This window comes from Mucilaginibacter sp. GW821-FHT07G05, from assembly GCF_059418565.1.
The window spans coordinates 150,140-170,347 of record NZ_JBWKQC010000011.1; the positions used below are offsets into that span (position 1 = coordinate 150,140).

20 protein-coding genes are annotated in these 20,208 nt (G+C 44.1%); 14 read left to right on the forward strand and 6 right to left on the reverse strand.

Features of this window, described 5'->3' with window-relative positions; translation table 11 throughout:
• Positions 1–223 precede the first annotated feature (223 nt).
• The 12 genes from AC07NA_RS23100 (at position 224) to AC07NA_RS23155 (ending at position 12,500) form a co-directional block, all read left to right on the forward strand.
• The gene (locus AC07NA_RS23100; protein ID WP_494900129.1) at positions 224–580 is read left to right on the forward strand and encodes an endonuclease domain-containing protein; all 357 of its coding nucleotides are present in this window, start codon (positions 224–226) and stop codon (positions 578–580) included.
• 213 nt (positions 581–793) lie between these two features.
• Complete coding sequence (locus tag AC07NA_RS23105; RefSeq protein WP_494900131.1) at positions 794–1,405, forward strand: fumarylacetoacetate hydrolase family protein; 612 nt, start codon at positions 794–796, stop codon at positions 1,403–1,405.
• 3 nt (positions 1,406–1,408) lie between these two features.
• Positions 1,409–3,118: a M23 family metallopeptidase gene (locus AC07NA_RS23110; protein WP_494900133.1), complete on the forward strand. Its 1,710-nt coding sequence runs from the start codon at positions 1,409–1,411 to the stop codon at positions 3,116–3,118.
• A 2-nt stretch (positions 3,119–3,120) separates the two neighbouring features.
• Entirely contained in the window at positions 3,121–3,582 is a 462-nt protein-coding gene (gene bcp, locus AC07NA_RS23115) for a thioredoxin-dependent thiol peroxidase (RefSeq protein WP_494900135.1), read from the forward strand.
• 51 nt (positions 3,583–3,633) lie between these two features.
• Positions 3,634–4,482 (forward strand): transketolase, encoded by an 849-nt coding sequence (locus tag AC07NA_RS23120; protein WP_494900137.1) that lies wholly within the window; start codon positions 3,634–3,636, stop codon positions 4,480–4,482.
• Between the two features lie 154 nt (positions 4,483–4,636).
• Positions 4,637–5,602 carry a transketolase family protein gene (locus tag AC07NA_RS23125; protein ID WP_494896544.1) on the forward strand — a complete coding sequence of 322 codons (966 nt, stop codon included), beginning with the start codon at positions 4,637–4,639 and terminating at the stop codon, positions 5,600–5,602.
• 31 nt (positions 5,603–5,633) lie between these two features.
• Positions 5,634–6,188 (forward strand): RNA polymerase sigma factor, encoded by a 555-nt coding sequence (locus AC07NA_RS23130; protein WP_345213554.1) that lies wholly within the window; start codon positions 5,634–5,636, stop codon positions 6,186–6,188.
• A gap of 50 nt (positions 6,189–6,238) precedes the next feature.
• Positions 6,239–7,102 (forward strand): hypothetical protein, encoded by an 864-nt coding sequence (locus AC07NA_RS23135; protein WP_494900139.1) that lies wholly within the window; start codon positions 6,239–6,241, stop codon positions 7,100–7,102.
• A 2-nt stretch (positions 7,103–7,104) separates the two neighbouring features.
• A complete protein-coding gene (locus AC07NA_RS23140; RefSeq protein WP_494900141.1) occupies positions 7,105–7,587 on the forward strand; it encodes a hypothetical protein in 483 nt (160 codons plus the stop codon).
• 193 nt (positions 7,588–7,780) lie between these two features.
• Positions 7,781–8,968 carry an aspartate aminotransferase family protein gene (locus AC07NA_RS23145; RefSeq protein WP_494900142.1) on the forward strand — a complete coding sequence of 396 codons (1,188 nt, stop codon included), beginning with the start codon at positions 7,781–7,783 and terminating at the stop codon, positions 8,966–8,968.
• A 247-nt stretch (positions 8,969–9,215) separates the two neighbouring features.
• Positions 9,216–11,492 (forward strand): glycosyltransferase family 4 protein, encoded by a 2,277-nt coding sequence (locus AC07NA_RS23150; RefSeq protein WP_494900143.1) that lies wholly within the window; start codon positions 9,216–9,218, stop codon positions 11,490–11,492.
• Positions 11,493–12,500, forward strand: a complete 1,008-nt coding sequence (locus AC07NA_RS23155; RefSeq protein WP_494900144.1) for a glycosyltransferase family 4 protein — start codon at positions 11,493–11,495, stop codon at positions 12,498–12,500.
• Between the two features lies 1 nt (position 12,501).
• Here AC07NA_RS23155 and AC07NA_RS23160 read toward each other — a convergent pair whose 3' ends face one another.
• The gene (locus tag AC07NA_RS23160) at positions 12,502–13,266 is read right to left on the reverse strand and encodes an MBL fold metallo-hydrolase (RefSeq protein ID WP_494900145.1); all 765 of its coding nucleotides are present in this window, start codon (positions 13,264–13,266) and stop codon (positions 12,502–12,504) included.
• 95 nt (positions 13,267–13,361) lie between these two features.
• On the opposite strand from AC07NA_RS23160, the gene AC07NA_RS23165 reads away from it, so the two are divergent.
• The gene (locus AC07NA_RS23165) at positions 13,362–13,724 is read left to right on the forward strand and encodes a winged helix-turn-helix transcriptional regulator (RefSeq protein ID WP_494900147.1); all 363 of its coding nucleotides are present in this window, start codon (positions 13,362–13,364) and stop codon (positions 13,722–13,724) included.
• A 133-nt stretch (positions 13,725–13,857) separates the two neighbouring features.
• On the opposite strand, the gene AC07NA_RS23170 is transcribed toward AC07NA_RS23165, so the two are convergent.
• The 5 genes from AC07NA_RS23170 to AC07NA_RS23190 all read right to left on the reverse strand — a co-directional run bounded on the left by AC07NA_RS23170 (position 13,858) and on the right by AC07NA_RS23190 (position 18,939).
• Positions 13,858–15,324 (reverse strand): glycoside hydrolase family 130 protein, encoded by a 1,467-nt coding sequence (locus tag AC07NA_RS23170; RefSeq protein WP_494900149.1) that lies wholly within the window; start codon positions 15,322–15,324, stop codon positions 13,858–13,860.
• A 171-nt stretch (positions 15,325–15,495) separates the two neighbouring features.
• Positions 15,496–16,416, reverse strand: coding sequence for a DUF58 domain-containing protein (locus tag AC07NA_RS23175; protein WP_494900151.1), 921 nt, complete (start codon positions 16,414–16,416; stop codon positions 15,496–15,498).
• Positions 16,417–16,661: 245 nt separating this feature from the next.
• On the reverse strand, positions 16,662–16,979 hold the full coding sequence (gene trxA, locus AC07NA_RS23180) for a thioredoxin (RefSeq protein WP_345213546.1): 318 nt from the start codon (positions 16,977–16,979) through the stop codon (positions 16,662–16,664).
• A gap of 378 nt (positions 16,980–17,357) precedes the next feature.
• Entirely contained in the window at positions 17,358–18,122 is a 765-nt protein-coding gene (locus AC07NA_RS23185; protein WP_494900153.1) for an SDR family NAD(P)-dependent oxidoreductase, read from the reverse strand.
• Between the two features lie 31 nt (positions 18,123–18,153).
• Positions 18,154–18,939 carry an SDR family oxidoreductase gene (locus AC07NA_RS23190; protein WP_494900155.1) on the reverse strand — a complete coding sequence of 262 codons (786 nt, stop codon included), beginning with the start codon at positions 18,937–18,939 and terminating at the stop codon, positions 18,154–18,156.
• 159 nt (positions 18,940–19,098) lie between these two features.
• Here AC07NA_RS23190 and AC07NA_RS23195 point away from each other — a divergent pair, with 159 nt between their 5' ends.
• A complete protein-coding gene (locus tag AC07NA_RS23195) occupies positions 19,099–20,040 on the forward strand; it encodes a helix-turn-helix domain-containing protein (protein WP_345213544.1) in 942 nt (313 codons plus the stop codon).
• Positions 20,041–20,208: the final 168 nt, after the last annotated feature.

Genomic DNA, 20,208 nt, shown 5'->3' on the forward strand with positions numbered 1-20,208 from the left:
GACCCTCTCTGCTGCGCAAAGAGGGTGAAAAAAGACAGGGAATTTATATCTTTTCAAACTCCCTCTTTACGAAGTAGAGAGGGAAGTCGAGCGTAGCGATGACAGGGTGAGTCAGCTCGTGAACAAACCAATCGTGAATCCTGCACGTTAACGCATCAGTTTACCTACTCCAAAAAATATTTTACTATATTCAGCATAAAATTTAAATCCTTTCACATCTGCAATGCCCTCCATTACCGAATTTTGCCGTGAACTTAGGAAGAAACAAACACCTGCTGAAGATGTATTATGGCGCGCTTTAAGAAACAGGAATTTTCACAATTGTAAGTTTTTACGGCAGCATCCCATATTTATAAAAACCGCTTTAGGCCTACATCTATATTATATTCCCGATTTTTATTGCCACGAAGCTCAACTTGTAATTGAAGCCGATGGGCCGATACATCTCTTCAAACAGCAATACGACAAAAACCGTGATGTAGTATTGGCTGAATTAGGATTGAAAATTTTAAGGTTTACTAATAAGGAAATATTGGGCAACTTGGGTTCGGTTTTAGAAAAAGTGAAGCAAAGTTTATAACTCACCCTGTCATCGCTACGCTCGACATCCCTCTCTGCTGCGCAAAGAGGGAGTTTGAAAAGACATATATATTCACCATCCTTTTTTCACCCTCTTTGCGCAGCAGAGAGGGTCGCCCAGCGAAGCGTCGGCGGGGTGAGTCCCTCACAAATTTTCTTTTATCCTTTCAAAAAGCCATTATATTTTTAGCTTTGGCTTTTACCGCATTTGTGTATGAAGATAATCGCTATTGGCCGTAACTACGCCGAACATGCTAAGGAGTTGAATAACCCGGTACCCACTACCCCGGTGATATTTATGAAACCGGATACCGCCCTGTTAAAAGATAATAAGCCATTTTATCATCCCGATTTTTCGCAGGATATACACCACGAAATTGAGGTAGTGCTTAAGGTTTGTAAAGAGGGCAAGCACATCAACGAAAAATTTGCCGCCAATTATTACGATGAAGTAGCCCTTGGGATTGACTTTACGGCCCGCGATATTCAGCAACGCCATAAAGAAAAGGGCCTGCCTTGGGAACTGGCCAAAGCATTTGACGGTTCGGCACCGGTGAGCACGTTTTTACAGAAAGCGCAATTTGCCGATATGTACGCGCTCAATTTCCGGTTAGATATTAACGGCGAAGCCAGGCAAACAGGTAACACTAAAGATCTGCTGTTCTCATTCGAGCGTATTATCACTTTTGTATCGCAATACATCACCCTAAAAAAAGGCGACCTTATTTTTACCGGTACCCCCGAAGGTGTAGGCCGTGTAAACATTGGCGACCACCTGGAAGCTTATCTGGAAAATCAGAAATTGCTTGATTTCTACGTTAAATAGCTAATGATCAAAAAAACACTTACTGCCCTTATATTTTGTTTAGGCTTGTATACCGCATCCGCGCAGGATGTTATTCAAAGCAAATTTTACCCTAAAGATTTCCGCTACCCGCTTGATCTGCCGCCAAGTACGGCAGGTTCTTTCGGCGAGTTGCGGCCAAACCATTTCCATTCCGGGCTCGATTTTAAAACCAATCAACGCATAGGCTACCCGGTTTACGCGGTATTTGATGGTTATATTTCAAGGCTGCGTATCCAGTATGGTGGCTTCGGCCGTGCGGTATATATTACGCACCCTAACGGGTACACCACCGTTTACGGTCATCTGGATAGCTTTAGCCCTAATATTGAAAAGATAGTACGCGATTATCAGATCCAAACCCAAAGTTACGAGGTTGATTTCGCACCGATGCAGTTACAACTGCCTATTTTTAAAGGCCAGCAGTTTGCCGTATCGGGTAATGCGGGTGCCTCTGCGGGACCGCACCTTCATTTTGAGATTCGCGATACCGAAACGCAGGAAACCATTAACCCGCAATTATTCGGCTTAACCATTCCGGATAATGTGCCGCCGTCAATCAGCGCCATAGCAACCTACCACCTGAATGGCGCGCCCTTCAGCGAGAAAACGCCGCACATGTTTTTGGCAGTTACCGGCGTAGGAAGTAATTATCGCCTTACCAATAATCAACCCGTACATTTAAGCGGCGAGGTAGGCTTCGGGCTAACCGCGTACGACAGGAACAGCGCTTCAGTTAACCGCAATGGCATTTATTCGGTTGAGCTTAAACTCGACGGAACTACCGTATATACTTTTACGGTTGAGCGTTTCGCGTTCGATCAAACCCGGGCTATTAATGCTTATGTTGATTACCCTTCCCTCCTTTCGGCAGGGCGCTGGATGCAAAAATGCTTTGTGCCGCCGGGCAGCAATGTTTCGTTATACCCGCAAGCGGTAAACCGTGGCATTATTGATTTTAATGACGATGCCATGCACGATGTAGAATACGTTGTGCGCGATGTGGCCGGCAATACTTCTACCCTGGCCATAAAAGTAAAATCAACCCCGCACGATCCTTTCACGGCATTTAAGCCAATCGGCCAGCTATTCCGTTACGATCAGCAAAACGAATTTAACGCGCCCAATGTAAAGGTGATTGTACCGAAAGGGAACCTATACGACAACCTCGATTTTCAATACACCAAACTTCCGAAAAAGCCGGGAACGTTTTCAGATACGCATCGCATCCACAATAAATTTACGCAGCTGCACGAGGCCTTTAACCTTTGGATAAAGCCCGATACCTCTATTGGCAAAAATGCCGATAAGGCTGTAATAATGAACGCCGCGGGCAATGTAGCCGCCGGCACATATGAGGATGGTTATGTAAAGGCGCAGTGCCGCTATTTTGGCGATTATTTTGTGAAGATAGATACCATTGCCCCGGTCATCAGCCCGGTAAATATCCGTAACGGCAGTAATTTGGCGGCGGTTAAAAGCATTACTTTGCGCATTAGCGACAACCTTTCGGGGGTAAAAAGCTTTGCGGGAAAAATTGACGGAAAATGGGTATTGGTAGAGCACGATTTTAAAAGCAAGCTGTACAAATATTATTTTGATAATGATATTAAGCCCGGAAAGCATACTTTTGAGCTGACCTCAAGCGATAATACAAACAACGTTTCACAATTCACTGCTGATTTTTACAGATAATTATGGCAACACTTAACGAGGGCGACAAAGCCCCTGATTTTAATGCTAAAGATCAAAACGGTAAAGACGTAGCTTTATCTGATTTTAAGGGTAAGAACGTAATACTTTATTTTTACCCGAAAGATGACACCCCGGGTTGCACTGCCGAAGCTTGCAGTTTCCGCGATAATTACCAGTCGCTTTTGAGCCAGGGGTTCGAAGTTATCGGGGTAAGTACCGACGACGAGAAATCGCACAAAAAATTTGAAAGCAAATACAGCCTGCCATTTACGCTGATAGCCGATAGCGAAAAAGCTATTGTTGAAGCTTACGGCGTATGGGTTGAAAAAAACATGTACGGCAAAAAATATATGGGTACCGCCCGCAAAACATTTATTATTGACGGCGATGGTACAATTACCAAAATTATTGACAAGGTGGACACCAAAAATTCGTCGCAACAGGTGTTAGACCTTTTACAATAGAACATATTTTATTATTTTTAGATTACTTTTGCGCAAAATCAACCTTAATTAATGAAACAAGACATAGCACAATTAGAGCAGACCGCCTCGCAGGTAAGGCGCGATATCGTCCGCATGGTACATGCCTGCCAGTCGGGGCACCCCGGCGGTTCTTTAGGCTGCACCGATTTCCTGGTGGCACTCTATTTCAACGCCATGAACCATAACCCCACTTTCAGCATGGAGGGTAAAGGCGAAGATCTTTTCTTCCTTTCTAACGGCCACATTTCCCCTGTATTTTACAGCGTACTGGCTCATGCCGGTTATTTCGATAAAGCCGAACTGGCTACTTTCCGTAAGCTGAACTCACGTTTGCAAGGTCACCCTACTACTCATGAGCATTTACCGGGCGTGCGTATCGCTTCGGGTTCTTTGGGCCAGGGTTTGTCGGTAGCTATCGGCACTGCCTTAGCTAAAAAATTGGATGGCGATCCGTCTCTTGTGTATACCTTACATGGTGACGGTGAGTTGCAGGAAGGCCAGATCTGGGAAGCGGCCATGTTCGCCCCGCATAATAAGGTGGATAACCTGATCGCTACGATTGATTACAACGGTCAGCAGATCGATGGTCCTACCAGCCTCGTGCTTTCTTTAGGCGACCTGAAAGCCAAGTTTGAAGCTTTCGGCTGGGATGTTTTGGATGAGCCTAAAGGTAACGATATGGCCAGTGTAGTTGCCGTACTTGAAAAAGCCAAGAGCCATACCGGCAAAGGTAAGCCTGTAGCTATTTTGCTGCATACCGGCATGGGTTACGGTGTCGATTACATGATGGGCACCCACAAATGGCACGGTACCGCGCCTAACGACGAGCAATTAACACTTGCCTTAGCGCAATTAGAGGAAACTTTAGGGGATTATTAATATCTGGTTGTAAGCGAGTTGTAAGTTGTGTGTTGTAAGTTGTGGGCAGGAAGGTATAGTGAACTCGATCCACACAACTCACTAAAGAAAACACTCACAACTTATAACACACAACTCACAACTAAAGAAACACTCACAACCTACAACACAAAAAATGAAGAAATATACTTTCACAGAAAAAAAAGATACCCGCTCGGGTTTTGGCGATGGCTTGCTTGAGGCAGGTAAACGCAACCCCGAAGTGGTGGCACTTTGTGCCGACCTGATCGGTTCACTTAAAATGAACGATTTTATCAAGGCTTTCCCTGAACGCTTTTTCCAGATCGGCATTGCTGAAGCCAACATGATCGGCATTGCAGCCGGTTTAAGCATCAGTGGTAAAATTCCTTTTACCGGTACTTTCGCCAACTTTTCTACCGGTCGTGTGTATGATCAGATCCGCCAGTCGGTTGCTTATTCTGACAAGAACGTAAAGATCTGCGCTTCGCACGCGGGTTTAACCTTAGGGGAAGATGGTGCAACTCACCAGATCCTCGAAGATATCGGCCTGATGAAAATGCTGCCGGGGATGACCGTGATCAATACTTGCGATTATAACCAAACTAAGGCTGCTACCATCGCTATCGCCGAGCATCATGGCCCGGTTTATCTGCGTTTCGGCCGCCCGGTGGTACCTATCTTTACTGATGCTGACCAAAAGTTCGAGATCGGTAAGGCATGGATGGTTAACGAGGGTGCCGATGTCTCTATCTTCGCTACAGGTCACCTGGTATGGGAAGCTATCCTTGCAGGTGAAAAACTGGCCGAGGAAGGTATCGATGCCGAGATCATCAATATTCACACCATTAAACCTCTTGACGCGGAAGCGGTACTTAAATCGGTTGCCAAAACCGGTTGTGTGGTAACTGCCGAAGAGCATAACCGTTTAGGTGGTTTGGGTGACAGCATAGCGCAATTGTTAGCGACCAATACCCCTGCCCCGCAGGAATATGTGGCCGTGAACGACAGCTTTGGTGAAAGTGGTACTCCCGCGCAACTCATGACCAAATATGGCCTCGATGCCGAGCATATCATCGCTGCTGTGAAAAAAGTCATCAGTAGAAAAAAACAAAACGGATAATTTTTACTTTTATAGCATTAAAAGCTAATACATGGCCGCACCGGCTGAAGACGAAGAGATACTAAGCAAATTTCGGGACGAGAGGACCAGGAACGAAGCATTTAACCTGCTACTTAAGAAGTACCAGCAGAAGATTTATTGGCATATCCGCCGTATGGTTGTTGACCACGACGACGCGGACGACCTTGTACAGGACGTATTTGTAAAAATATGGAAGAACCTGCCGGGTTTCCGTAACGACGCGCAACTATACACCTGGATGTACCGGATTGCCACTAATGAGTGCATCACCTTCCTGAATAAGAAAAAGCAGAGGAATAATATCCCGCTCGATGATGTATCATACGAGCTGGCCGAAACGCTTGCCGATTCGAGTTATTTTAACGGCGACCAGGCGCAGTTAAAATTACAACAGGCTTTGCTAACCCTGCCCGATAAACAGCGGCTGGTGTTTAACATGAAGTACTTTGATGATATGAAATATGAAGAAATTTCTGACGTACTGGGCACAAGCGTGGGTGCTTTAAAAGCATCTTTTCACCTGGCAGTCAAGAAAATAGAAGCATTTTTGCTGGCATCAAATTAATTTTTTTATTTTTATTAAACCTTTATACTAAGTATTAATCTAATGAGGGTATGAAGAGCGATATAGAGAACAAAGATTGGCTAAATGAATTTAGTGCACTGAAACAGGTTAACGCAAATAACCCGTTCACGGTACCGCTTGGCTATTTCGAAAATCTTGAGGATCGTATCCTTTCCCTTAAAAATTTAGACGGATTTAATATTAATAAAATCAATCAGGGCTTTACTGTCCCTGAAAACTACTTTAGTGATTTAAGCGCCAATATTGAAAGCCGTATAGTTATATCCAACGCGTTAAGTGTTGAAAATACAAGTTTTACGGTACCCGAAGGTTATTTTGACGAGCTAAGCAGCAATATACAAAGCCGCGTAAATATTGAAGAAGCCATAAGCGAAAGCGATGGTTTTGAAATACCTGCCGGCTATTTTGATAACCTGCACGAGCAAATAACCGCACGCATTGCCGTTGAGGAAATATTGGATGCTGAATCTGAAGAAACATTTGCAGTGCCAACCGGGTATTTTGATAAACTTAACGCGGCTATTTTAGCTAAAACCGTAAACGCGGAGCAGGAAGTTGCCGAAATAAAAGAAATTGCCGAAGCGAAACCGGCACAGCGCAAAGGTATTGTACGCCGCCTGTTTAACCCGGGTGTGTACAAATATGCCGCTGCCGCTTGTGTTACCGTAGCTATCGGGCTATCTTTCTTTATCGGTTCAACAGGTAACCATACTGCAACTGATGGGCACACGCACAGTTATTTGCACACGCAACTATCAAACATACCGGTAAGCGATATTAAAAGTTACCTTGAATCGAGTGTTGATGCAGGCGAAACACAGGCCGGTATCAGGAACGCGAGCAACACATTGAACAACGAAGAAATACTGGATTATATTGATACCGATCTGTAATAATGAATAGGCTGACCAAGTTCATATTCCAAATAGCATTTTTGCTGGGTATTAGTTATAACGCTTTTGCCCAGGTGCCTGACAATGCCGCAGGATTTAGAAACAATGCCGGTAATAAAAAAACAAGTATTGCAGCCAGTAAGATAGTAAGTGTTAAAAACGATTTTTTAAACAAACAGCTTAACCTTACTCCTGCCCAGGGAAAAAAATTCTGGCCTTTATACCGTCGCTACCAGGAGCAACTGGCTACTATCCGCAGGTTAAAACGTCTTAACAATACCGATGCCCAGGCCAACGGTACCGAGCAGATCAATAAAGAGTTATACTACCAAACCGAGATGCTCAACATCAAAAAGAGGTATAACGAAGAATTTCTGAAGATCCTTCCTCCCGAAAAAGTAAGCGAGCTCTACAAAAGCGAAAGCGAGTTCAATGCCGAAGTGATCAAACAACTCAGCGAACGCAGCGAAAGAGCAGGAAACTAATTATTGAGTGAGTTACTGATTGAGCGAGTGAGTGATGCTTTGTAATTTATTGAATTAGTTTTTTTAATACCTGATTTTACCGAATAGGTTGCTGAGTGGTAGCATATCCTTATTTTTGCAGCGTAATCATCCGGTGGTTACACTCATTCAATAACTCACTCATTCAATAACTCACTCATTCAATAAATATCCCATGCTCACCCTTCGCCAGCTTTTTTTAGCCAATAACGCGCAAACTACCCACTTTCCATTATTGCTGGAGTTTGAGCGTGCCGAAGGTATACATATTTATGATGCGGAAGGCAAGGCTTATATCGATCTGATATCGGGTATCGGCGTGAGTAACCTTGGGCATAGCAATCCTTATGTGATCAATGCCATAAAAGAGCAGCTGGATAAATACATGCACCTGATGGTGTATGGCGAGTATGTGCAAACGCCGCAGGTTCGCTTCGCCGAAAAACTGGTAGCGGTAACGCCCGATAACCTGCAATCGGTTTACTTTGTAAACTCCGGTGCCGAGGCGGTTGAAGGCGCGCTGAAACTGGCCAAACGCCATACCGGCCGCTCGCAGATCATCGCCTGCCATAATTCGTACCATGGCAGTACACACGGTGCTCTAAGTGTAATGGGGAACGAAGAATTTAAACAAGCCTATCGCCCGCTATTGCCGGGGGTGGGTTTTATCCGTTTTAATCATCCCGAAGACCTTCAAAACATTACCGAGCAAACGGCCTGTGTAATTATTGAAACCATACAGGGCGAAGCAGGCATCCGTGTGCCCGATATTGCCTATATGCAAGCCTTGCGCAAGCGTTGCGATGAAACAGGCACCTTGCTGATACTCGACGAAATACAGGCCGCGTTTGGCCGTACAGGCAAAACCTTCGCATTTGAACATTTTGATATAGTGCCCGATATTCTGCTGCTGGCAAAAGCGCTGGGCGGTGGTATGCCTATCGGGGCGTTCATGTCATCTGCCGAGATCATGTCGTCGTTTAAAGAGAATCCTATCCTTGGCCATATCACTACCTTTGGCGGCCACCCCGTGTGCTGCGCCGGCGGACTTGCAGCCCTTGAAGTATTACTTAACGAAAATTTAATAGTACAGGTAGCCGAAAAAGAAGCATTATTCAGAAAATTACTGGTACATTCGGCAATAAAGGAAGTACGGGGTAAAGGATTGATGTTGGCTATTGAGCTGGAAGATTTTGATCTGAACAAAAAAATAATAGACCGCTGTATAGAAAATGGTATAATAACCGACTGGTTTTTACATTGCAGTAATTCTATGCGCATTGCCCCCCCGCTTATTATCAGTCATGATGATATCAAAAAAGCCTGCTCTGTAATATTGGAGGCTATTAACTTTTACAGCTAAGCGCCTCAAAACCAAATGGCTTTTTTACCGGCATATATTTTACTTTATATGCGCGGCCGTTAATTGTCTGTTGTTTGAGTTAAACTGGTACGGTTTATGCAAAATAACGGGTAATTGTACAAAAGTGACCCTTTATATGCTTATAAGTACATTTTACAACGAATAGTTGCCCTTTTTTTCGGTCACTGCAAATACAACATTGTATTCAGCTATTAATTATTACTAAAATAAAGTACCCTACATACCTATGAAAATTGCCTATATATCAACTTATCCGCCGCGCGAATGCGGGTTAGCTACCTTCAACCAAAATTTGATGCGTGCAATAAACTCAAATTTTCCGGAGAGGCGAAGTTTATCCGAAGGCGGGTTTGTTGTTGCTTTAAATGATTCTGAAAACCTGCATGAGTACGAATACCCCGATGAGGTAAAGTATATCATCCGTCAGAACCATCAAAAAGACTATATACGGGCAGCCAATTACATTAATACCAGCAACGTAGATGCCTGTATTATGGAGCACGAATTCGGTATTTACGGCGGCGAAAGCGGTATTTATATCCTTCCGCTGATCAACAGGCTGGAGAAACCACTGATCACCATTTTGCATACCATACTGAAAGACCCAAGCTACGTACAGCGTATCATCATTCGCGAAATTGCCGAGCAATCGTCGAAAATTGTGGTGATGAGTCAGCGTGCAGTTGAGTTTTTAACTACCATTTACGAAATACCTGTTGAAAAGATCCAGATCATTGAGCACGGCGTGCCTGATTTGGAAGAGCCTGAAAACAACCCGGTGAAAAGCCTCACCGCTTTTAAAAATCACCGTGTACTGTTAACCTTCGGTTTGCTAAGCCGCAATAAAGGGCTGGAAACCGTTGTACGTGCCCTGCCTAAAATAGTTGAAAAGCATCCTGATGTTACTTATGTAATATTGGGCAACACACACCCGGGAGTTAAGAAACACTCGGGCGAGGAGTACCGCGATTCGCTGAAAAGTATGGCGGCACAGCTGGGTGTTTCAAAAAATTTGGCTTTCATCAACAAGTTTGTATCTGAGGAAGAACTGATCAACTACCTTACCGCTGCCGAAATCTACGTAACCCCGTATCTGAACGAAGCGCAGATCACCAGCGGAACATTATCTTACGCTGTGGGATCGGGCGCCGCGGTGGTATCAACGCCATACTGGCACGCGCAGGAATTGTTATCGCATAACCGAGGCCGATTATTCGATTTTAAAAATTCGGAAGCGCTGGCCGATATCATGATAGAACTGCTTGACGATGATGCCGTACTCGACGAATTGAAACAGAATGCCTATCAATATGGCCTGCATTTACGCTGGCCGGTTATTGGTGCCGAGTTTATTAAAGTAGCGCAGGAATCGTGCATGGAGCATGATTTTAGCGACAAGATATTAAAGAACAGCATTGTTGACCCAGAGATATTACCAAAATTCAGCCTGGCGCATGTAATACGCTTAACTGATGATACCGGGATTGTTCAGCATGCAAAATACGGCATCCCTAACTTAAAGGAAGGGTATTGCCTTGATGATAACTCTCGTGCGTTGATCATGGCTCTTATGGCCTATCAGCGTAATAAAAGCCAGGAAGCGCTTGAATTACTGCCGGTTTACCTGAGCTATATTCACTACATGCAAACAGATGATGGTAACTTCCGCAACTTTTTAAGTTTTAGCAGGCAGTACCTGGATGAGGTAGGATCTGAAGATTCATTCGGTCGTACGATATGGGCGTTGGGTCATTTGATCGACTGTGCAGCTACCAACTCATACCGTGAGTTCGCGATGGAGATCTTCCAGAAATCTATCCCTCACTTTAAAACACTGCATCACCTGAGAGGCATGGGTAATACCATTATCGGCGTGAGTTTATACCTGCAAGCCGTACCTACCGATGAGGGCATGATTAAGGAATTGATAGGACTTACGCAACCATTGGTTGATGCTTATAACAATACTCAATCTGACGACTGGCAATGGTTTGAGGAGAAAATGACTTATGATAACGCGATACTTCCGCTGGCTTTGCTGCACTCGTGCGAAATAACCGGCAATGAAGAAGTACGTGCCATAGCGATGAAAACCATGGCATTCCTTGATAAGCTGACCTTATCGAACGGCTATTTAAGCCCGGTGGGTAACGATGGCTGGTATTATCGCGGCGGTACCTTCCCTACCTTCGATCAGCAGGCCATTGAAACCATGGCCATGGTGATGATGCATTTCCAGGCTTACAAAATTTTCCGTACGCCGGAGTATATAGAAAAAATGTTCCTGAGTTATAAATGGTTCCTTGGTGAAAATACGCTGCGTGCACCATTGTACGATCATGAAACCAAGGGCTGTTGCGATGGTTTGCTACCAACAGGTATCAACCGTAACCAGGGCGCCGAAAGTACATTGGCTTACCTGATATCTCACCTCACTGTACTTAAAGCTTTTGAACTGGAGTACGAGTACAACAAGTATAACCAAAATGTTAAGGTTTGCTAAATGAAGGTAGCCGTTTTAGCGCCCGTTGCCTGGAGAACCCCTCCGCGGCATTATGGGCCCTGGGAACAGATCGCATCAAACATTGCCGAAGGGATTATTAAACTTGGCGCTGAAGTAACATTATTTGCCACCGGTGATTCAATCACCGGCGGCAAACTCGAATCCGTATGTGAAACAGGGTACGAGGAAGACCGCAGTCAGGATGCCAAGGTGCTCGAATGCCTGCACATCAGCAACCTGATGGAAAAGGCCGGCGAGTTCGACCTCATCCATAACAACTTTGATTTTTTGCCGCTTACTTATTCAGGCTTGATAAAAACGCCGCTGATCACTACCATTCATGGTTTTTCGTCGGAACGGATCATCCCGGTTTATAAAAAATATAATCAGCGCGGGCATTATGTGTCTATCAGTAACTCCGACCGCAGCCCCGAGCTGGATTATTTAGCCACCGTTTACAACGGACTGGACACTAAAGATTTTCAGTTTAACGATAGCCCGGAAGATTACCTGTTGTATTTTGGCCGCATCCATCACCATAAAGGTACCGCCGAAGCCATTGAAATAGCCAAACGTACCAATCGTAAGCTGTTGATAGCAGGTATTATTCAGGATGAAAATTATTACAGGGAGAAAGTAGCACCCGAGCTAAACGACCAGATACAATACGTTGGCCATGCCGGACCGGATAAGCGCAAGGAACTCCTGAGCAATGCCGCCGCCCTGCTACATCCCATCAATTTTGATGAGCCATTTGGCCTAAGCGTTGCCGAAGCGATGCTTTGCGGTACACCCGTAATAGCGTTTAATCGTGGTTCGATGCCGGAGCTGATCAAACATGAGGAAACAGGCTTTTTGGTGAGCAATGTTAACGAAGCCATTGAAGCAGTTGCACAGCTAAACCAAATAAACCGTGCCGACTGCCGCGATTGGGCAACGGCACAGTTCTCCTGCGATAAAATGGTGAGCGATTATTTTAAGCTGTACCAGCAGATACTTAACAAGTAATTTATATTTGAAACATAACAGCGCCATCATTAGGTACAAAACACCTGTGCGATAGCGCTTTGTTATGAATAGCTGTTTTGATGTCGGCACGGGTTTCTGTGGCATGGTTAACAGCTTCGAGATGCACAACGTACACCTGCGCCTGCGGAGCGTAATTACATACGGTAATAACATCTTCAATGTCCATCACAATAGCATCGCCTATTATAAAGCGTGCCGCGCCGCCGTTTAACACTATGTGTTGTGGCTGATAGGCATCCAAGGCCTGCTTTACCTCGTTGCACCAGATGGTATCACCCGCAATGTACAACGATTGATTATCGTAACTAATCACATATCCTGAAACTATCCCCATTAATTCGCCGATATCTCCTGTACCATGCTGTCCACCGGTACGATTGATATGGATGCCCTCCCATAAAATCTCATTCGCGATAGCCTGCACGTTGGTAAAACCGGCATCGCGTATAGCTTGTACATTGACAGGCTGACAAAATAGTGTAATATCCTTTGGCAACAGCTGCTGCGCAACGGTATCCCAATGATCAAGGTGAATGTGGGTTAATAATACCGCGTCTGTTTGGGCGATGAGTTTGGTTAGTTCATCCTTGTTAAGCGGTAGATCAACCGTTGGGTTACGTACATGTTTAGCTGTATTTTGAAACGGTTCGTAGCTGCCTTTTGGGGCCAGCATAGGGTCTATCAATATGATTTTGCCTGCAACAGTGAGCACTTGCGTAGCATTGCGCAATAATTGTAACTTCATGTATAAATGTTAAATTTGATTGAGCAAAGATGGCGTTATCCATCCGGCGATTAAAGAAATTCACCTTTTGGTAACCTGCTCACTTTTTGGTAACTATGGATCAAAAACAGTTTAAACATTGCGGACTTAACGTAGCGCTAAACATGCTATCGGGCAAGTGGAAACCAATCATACTATACCATTTGTTTAGGCAGGAAGAGATGCGTTTTACCGAACTTTGGCGCATTATACCCAAAGTAGCCAAAAAGGTACTGCTGGAACACCTGAAACAAATGGAAACCCACGGCCTCATTATCCGCGAAGAGAAACACACCTTTCCACCCGAAGTATACTACAAAATATCAGACAAAGGCCGCACCATGGGCCCGGCATTAGAAGCATTGGACGAATGGGCAAATGAATACGCACAGGATGAAGTAAAGCAATTGCGCGAAGGAAATTTGGTGACGATGAGTTGATGAACATTCTTGTAATGTGCGATGCTCTTTTCTATACATCTGTACAAAACATAAAGCAAAAAAAAGACTTAAGAAGTTTTGAAAACTTCGTAAGTCTGAATACACGGATCGTAATGACGCGCGTGTTAAATATCTAAATACCGTCTTCTTTAAGTTTGCGTATCAGGTCATCCATATCAACTTCAGCAAATGAGGTTGAATAATCAGACAGGCCGTAAGGGATGATCAATTTATTGTTGTTAACGATAGATCCGCAAGAGTAAATTACGTTTGGTACATAACCTTCGCGTTCATCACTATTCGGAATAATTAAAGGTTCTTTTAACCTGCCTATCTCTACAGCCGGGTCATCCAGTTTTAATAAGCTCGCGCCCAGCACATAGCGGCGCATTGGTCCTACCCCGTGGGTGATCATGATCCAGCCATGCTCGGTTTCAATAGGAGAACCGCAGTTACCTATCTGTATAAACTCCCACGAAAAACGCGGTTGCTGCAACAGCTTCGGTTCTTCCCAAATATTGATCTTATCCGAATACATGATGTAGTTGTTGCATCCATCAATACGCGATATCATGGCAAACTTGCCGTTTATCTTCCTGGGGAACAATGCCAGGTTCTTGTTTTGTGCGCCTGCACCGTAGAGCGGCATTATCTTGAAGTTATAAAAATCGTTGGTTTGTAACAGCTTCGGCATTATCAGCGCGCCATCATAAGCCGTATAAGTAGCGTAATAAACATGGCTGCCGTCATCATTAATAAACTTAACGAAACGGGCATCTTCAATACCCTTGCGCTCATATTCGGATATCGGGAATATTACCCTGTCGGATATATCGGTATCCAATGAGAACACAATCTCGTAGTAAGAATCGGCCAGCCAAAGCACCTTATCATATTCCAGTTTGTTGATATCGCTCTCCTGCAACTTCTGTGAATCGAGGATAATACGGCGCAAGTTTGAATATTCGAAATGATGATCGAGCTTTGATTCCAGCTCTTTCAGCACATCAATATTGATCTGCGTACTTACCGCCTTTTCAAAAAACAGCTTTTTATTGTATACCGCGTTACGCACTATTTCGGCCTCATCAATATAATTACCGGCAGGTAATACGGTGATATTATTATCCTTATCAAATAATGCCCTGCGGAAGGTGATAGAAGAGATATGCCCCTCTCCCACTGCCCTGAAACTCATGATCATGCGACGCTGCCCTTCTTCCAGTTCAGTCTGGTCGGGATCGTCGATGATAGACGGATTAAAGAACGCTGCCGACTCGATAGAATACTCATGGGTAAAGTATGAACCTATCAGCAGTTTACGGTATACGGTAAGTATATCAAAATCTATCCCCAGCTGTTCAAAAAGTGGCTTCAGCTTGCTGCAATGGCGGTTTAGTACACGGGTAATGTTACGGTGGCGTTTTGAGTATTCCTGCAACAAGGGCGATACGATGCCAAAGGCGGTATCCTCGCTGATTTCCATTACTCGTTGTATTACTTCTTTTGCCCTGTCATTCCCGTTAAAGAAAAATCTTGCTATTACTCGTTTCGAATCAGGATTTACTCTTACAGGCTTTCGTTCAATGGCTAATCTCATATATGTAGAAAATAAGTTTGTATAGCAACCAGCGCTTTTTAGTTGTTTACGGCTGCACGGGCTTTTTGTTTGAAATAAACGCAATACCTTTCGCCGCTACCTTAAGTACAAATAGCGGCATTATAAGTTTAACTTTTGTGAAAAAAGTGTACAACAGACAGCCCTAAGCCATCAAATCATTTTATTACGCTTAATTAGATAGGCTTTCAGAATGTTATTGTAACCTTCGTGGATGCTGGCATCAACCAGATCGATATGGTATTGGGCACATTTAAGTTCGAGCTGGTGACGGTAGTTTTGCATGGAGGTTTGGTATACCTCGCGTATTTTGTTGGGATGCACCTTTACTTCCTCCCCGCTTTCAATATCAACAAAGTGGTGCGGGCGGTTATCAAAATGGAAATCCATTTCGGTTTTGCGGTCGTTCACGTTAAATATCACCACCTCGTGCTTGTTGTATTTCAGGTGTTGAATGGCCGCGAACAGGGTTTGCAGCTTTTCATCATCCATATTATTCTCCAGCATATCGCTAAAAATAATGATCATGGAACGCTGGTGGATCTGCTGGGCTACATAATGCAATACCTGTGCTATGTTGGTTTTAGCGTTAACCTGCGGATTTGCATACAGGCGCTCTAACTGGGCATATAAATAAAACAGGTGTGTTCCGGTTGATTTGGCGGAGGTGAGCATTTCGGCCTTATCAGCAAAGGCGCACAGGCCGAAAGCATCGCGCTGCTTTTTAAACAACTGCATTAGTGCAGCGATGGCGTAGATAGAAAATTGCAGCTTATTGATGCCCTTATCGGGGAAGTTCATAGATGATGAGGTATCCAGCAGCAGGTAGCAGCGCAGGTTGGTTTCCTCTTCAAACTGCTTAACGAACAATTTATCGGTACGGGCGAGTAGTTTCCAGTCGATATTTTTTACCGATTCGCCATTGTTGTATAAACGATGCTCGGCAAACTCTACCGAAAACCCATGAAACGGACTTTGGTGCAGGCCTGTAATAAAGCCCTCAACCACCTGCCGGGCCAAAAGCTCCAGGTTGCCTAATTGCCTTATTTGCTGATCATCGTTTAATTGTGGCATAAGCTTGTGTTGTTTACCGCAGAGGTGGGGAGTTTTACCGCAGAGTTAGCTGAGGTTTCACGGAGTTACACAGAGATACTTTTACGTTGCTTGAGCAATCAAAACTCATTACAAATCTCTGTGTAACTCCGTGGTTCTTTCTCTGTGTACTCTGCGGTTAATTATCCTCCGTTCACGCACTAATATATAACAAAAAAGCGCTACAAGATATTGTAACGCTTTTTAATATTTGATACGCCGGTAAATTATACCTGTGCGCTTAATTTATTTGCTAATACTGATTTTGGCACTGCACCAATTTGTTTATCAACTATTTCTCCGTTTTTGAAGAATAATAAGGCAGGGATATTACGGATGCCGAACTTCATTGATATACCTGGATTGTTGTCAACATTCACTTTACCTACAACGGCCTTGCCATCGTATTCTTTGGCTAACTCCTCTACTACCGGGCCTACCATGCGACACGGGCCGCACCACTCTGCCCAAAAATCTACCAACACCGGTTTATCTGATTTTAATACAAGTTCTTCGAAGTTTGCATCAGTTATTTCTAAAGCCATGATTTCTATTTTTTAAATTTTGTTATACAAATATATACTAATCAATTTGCTTGCCACAAGTAGGTGTATGACAATGTGACAATTCTATTATCCTTACCTGCCACCTTAACTTAAGCGTGACGGTAAAAGTAACTTTTTGGCATATTGGTTCAATATATTATTTATTAACAACCACGGCAATTAGGGTTACTTATTCACATAGTGAAGCATCCGGAATAAAATAAAAATTATAACCTGAAACAATAACCACTTGAAAACCTGAATTTTAAGCACTGTACTGTTTTACATTCGGTATGTAGTTAATAATTGTCATTAAAACATAAAAAAGCCCTTCGGTACTAACCGAAAGGCTTTTGTTACTTGCAAAGTATACTGATCTTACACGTTCATTCCGCCCGATACCTCAATACGTTGAGCATTTACCCATTTCGCATCTTCGGTACATAAAAAGGCTACCACGCTACCAATATCATCCGGGCGACCAACACGGCCAAGGGCTGTTACGCCGGCAATGTGCGCGTTTACTTGGGCATTGTCTCTTACCATACCGCCACCAAAATCTGTTTCTATAGCGCCCGGGGCCACTACGTTAGCTTTTATACCGCGCTTGCCCAGCTCTGCTGCCAGGTATTTGGTGAACACTTCTATCCCACCCTTCATGGTAGCATAAGCGGCATAAAACGGCGAAGTAAAACGGGCCAAACCTGATGATATATTGATAATGCCGCCACCATCATTTAACAACGGTAACGCTTTTTGAGTTAAAAAGAATACGCCCTTCAGGTGGATGTTCTGCAATTCATCAAACTGTTCTTCGGTTGTTTGGGCAATTGGTGCACCTATACCTACACCGGCATTGTTCACCAGGTAATCAAAAGTACCTGTGCTGAAAGTGCTTTGTAAAGCAGCTTTTACCTGCTCAAAAAAGGCATCGAAACTACTTACGTCACCCGCGTTAAGTTGCAGGGCTACCGCTTTTTGGCCGGTCTGTTCTATTTCGGCTACTACGGCTTGGGCTTCATCTTTTTTGCTATGGTAGGTTAATATTACGTTTAAACCTTTTTTGGCAAGGTTAAGTGCCATCTCTTTGCCTAACCCGCGGCTACCGCCGGTTACAAGGGCTATTTTAGTATTTACTGACATTTGTTTTTGTATTGATTATATAAGTGATTTTTTAACTTTTTGTTCCGTTTATTACTTTTGCGCCTACTTTGCTGGTTTGCTTGAGCAGAAAAGCCGGGGCAACGCGCGACATTATTTTTAATACAAGGGCCAGGCCCGGATAGATCTCATAGGTATTCTTCTGCAGTCCTTTTATGGCGGCGGCTATTAGTTTGGCCGGTTCCATCAATATCCTATCATCAAATCCATCTAATCCTATAAATTTATCATTCAGGGGTGTTTTGGCGCCAGGCGCAACCAGCTCAAATACTTTTACACCTGTATTTTGCAGTTGTACCCGTAATGATTTGGTATACGAACGCAAACCCGATTTAGTAGCCCCATATATAGGCGATACCGGGAATGGCGCCAGGGCAATACCCGAAGTTACATTCATGATGGCGGCAGATGCCTGCTTTTTAAGATGAGGCAGAAATTGTTGCACCATACGGATAGGCCCCATCAAATTGATCTCTACTTCGCGGGTAATATCGTATAGATCGATAGAGGTATCGTGCAGACTGATCTTGCGCATTTCGCCGGCATTGTTGATAAGCATATTTAAATGAGGAAATTGGCCGGTAACTTCTCTATACAGCTTTTCAATTTGCTCAGGATCGCTTACATCGCTTTTAAAGGTGTGAATACCCGGTAACAGCTTGCTCGTTTCATCGAGTTTGGTTTGATTACGCCCCGTAATAATTACCGTATTGCCCATCTCTAACAATCGTTCGGCAAATTCGAGGCCGAAGCCGCTGGTGCCGCCGGTTATTAAAATAGTATTATTTTTTAGTTGCATCTTTTTAATGTTAGTGTGACGATACAAAGGTGCTGAGTTAATAGGCGGGCAGTTTGCAAGCATCAATCCATTATTTATCAAATTCAATCATTGCCCTACGTGTTGCACTTAATTGACAAACGGTTTAGCTAAATTTGTTTAACCAAATCAAATGATACTATGCCGGATATAACACTGAATGATTTTTATAAGGATATATCATCCTTCGGGGAGGATAGTGTGGAGACGCTGCTGCCCGCGGGTATCAATAAGGAGATAGGGCACTTCAACATATTCTCGTTAGATGACCTGATGGCCAAGTTTAAACCGGGCGCTACCAAAATGCCTTATAACCGCCGTGCTTATTATAAAATAAGCCTGGTACGCGGCCGTAATATTGCCGAGTATGCCGATAAGGTGATCAACATCGAAAAGAACGCGCTGGTATTTGCTACGCCCAAAATACCTTACCACTGGCTACCGCAAGATTTTGAGCAGGGCGGTTACTTCTGCATTTTCACGGATGAATTTTTGGTGCAATCAAAAAGTGGTGTGGTGCTGGATGACCTGCCGATATTTAAACCCGGCGGCTACCCTATTTTTGAGCTAAGCAATGAGCAGGCCGACGAGCTGGAAATGATGTTTAAAAAGATACAGCAGGAAATAGCTTCTACCTATTTATACAAGTACGATCTGATCCGTAATTATGTTATAGAACTGATTCATTACGGGCAAAAGCTGCAACCGCTGGCTACCTATAACCAAACGCATAACGCGTCGGCAAGGGTATCATCATTATTTATTGAGTTACTGGAAAGGCAGTTCCCGATAGCATCGCCGGAGCAAAAGGTGATTTTACGTACCGCTAAAGATTATGCTGATCGCCTTGCCGTACATAGCAACCACCTCAACAAGGTATTAAAAGAAAGCACCGGCAGAACCACCACCGAACACATCGCCAGCCGCCTGATACAGGAAGCCAAAATCCTCCTCAAACAAACCGACTGGAATATCTCTGAAATTGCTTACAGCCTGGGCTTTGAACAGCTATCGCATTTTTCCAATTTCTTCAAGAAGCAGACGACGCTATCGCCGCTGGAAGTGAGGAGTCAGGTGGTATAGGACGGGCTACTATACCAATCATTCTAACCGTCAGCAAAGAGCTTCGGGCGTAAAAGGGGCAGAACTTTGGAGGCCATGAGCGCAAAGGCGGGCATAGTGAACTTGTTGCATGTGGGAAGGGACAGCGCGTTGGGGCAAAAGTTCCAGCCCTAAGTTCTGCACGTTTTG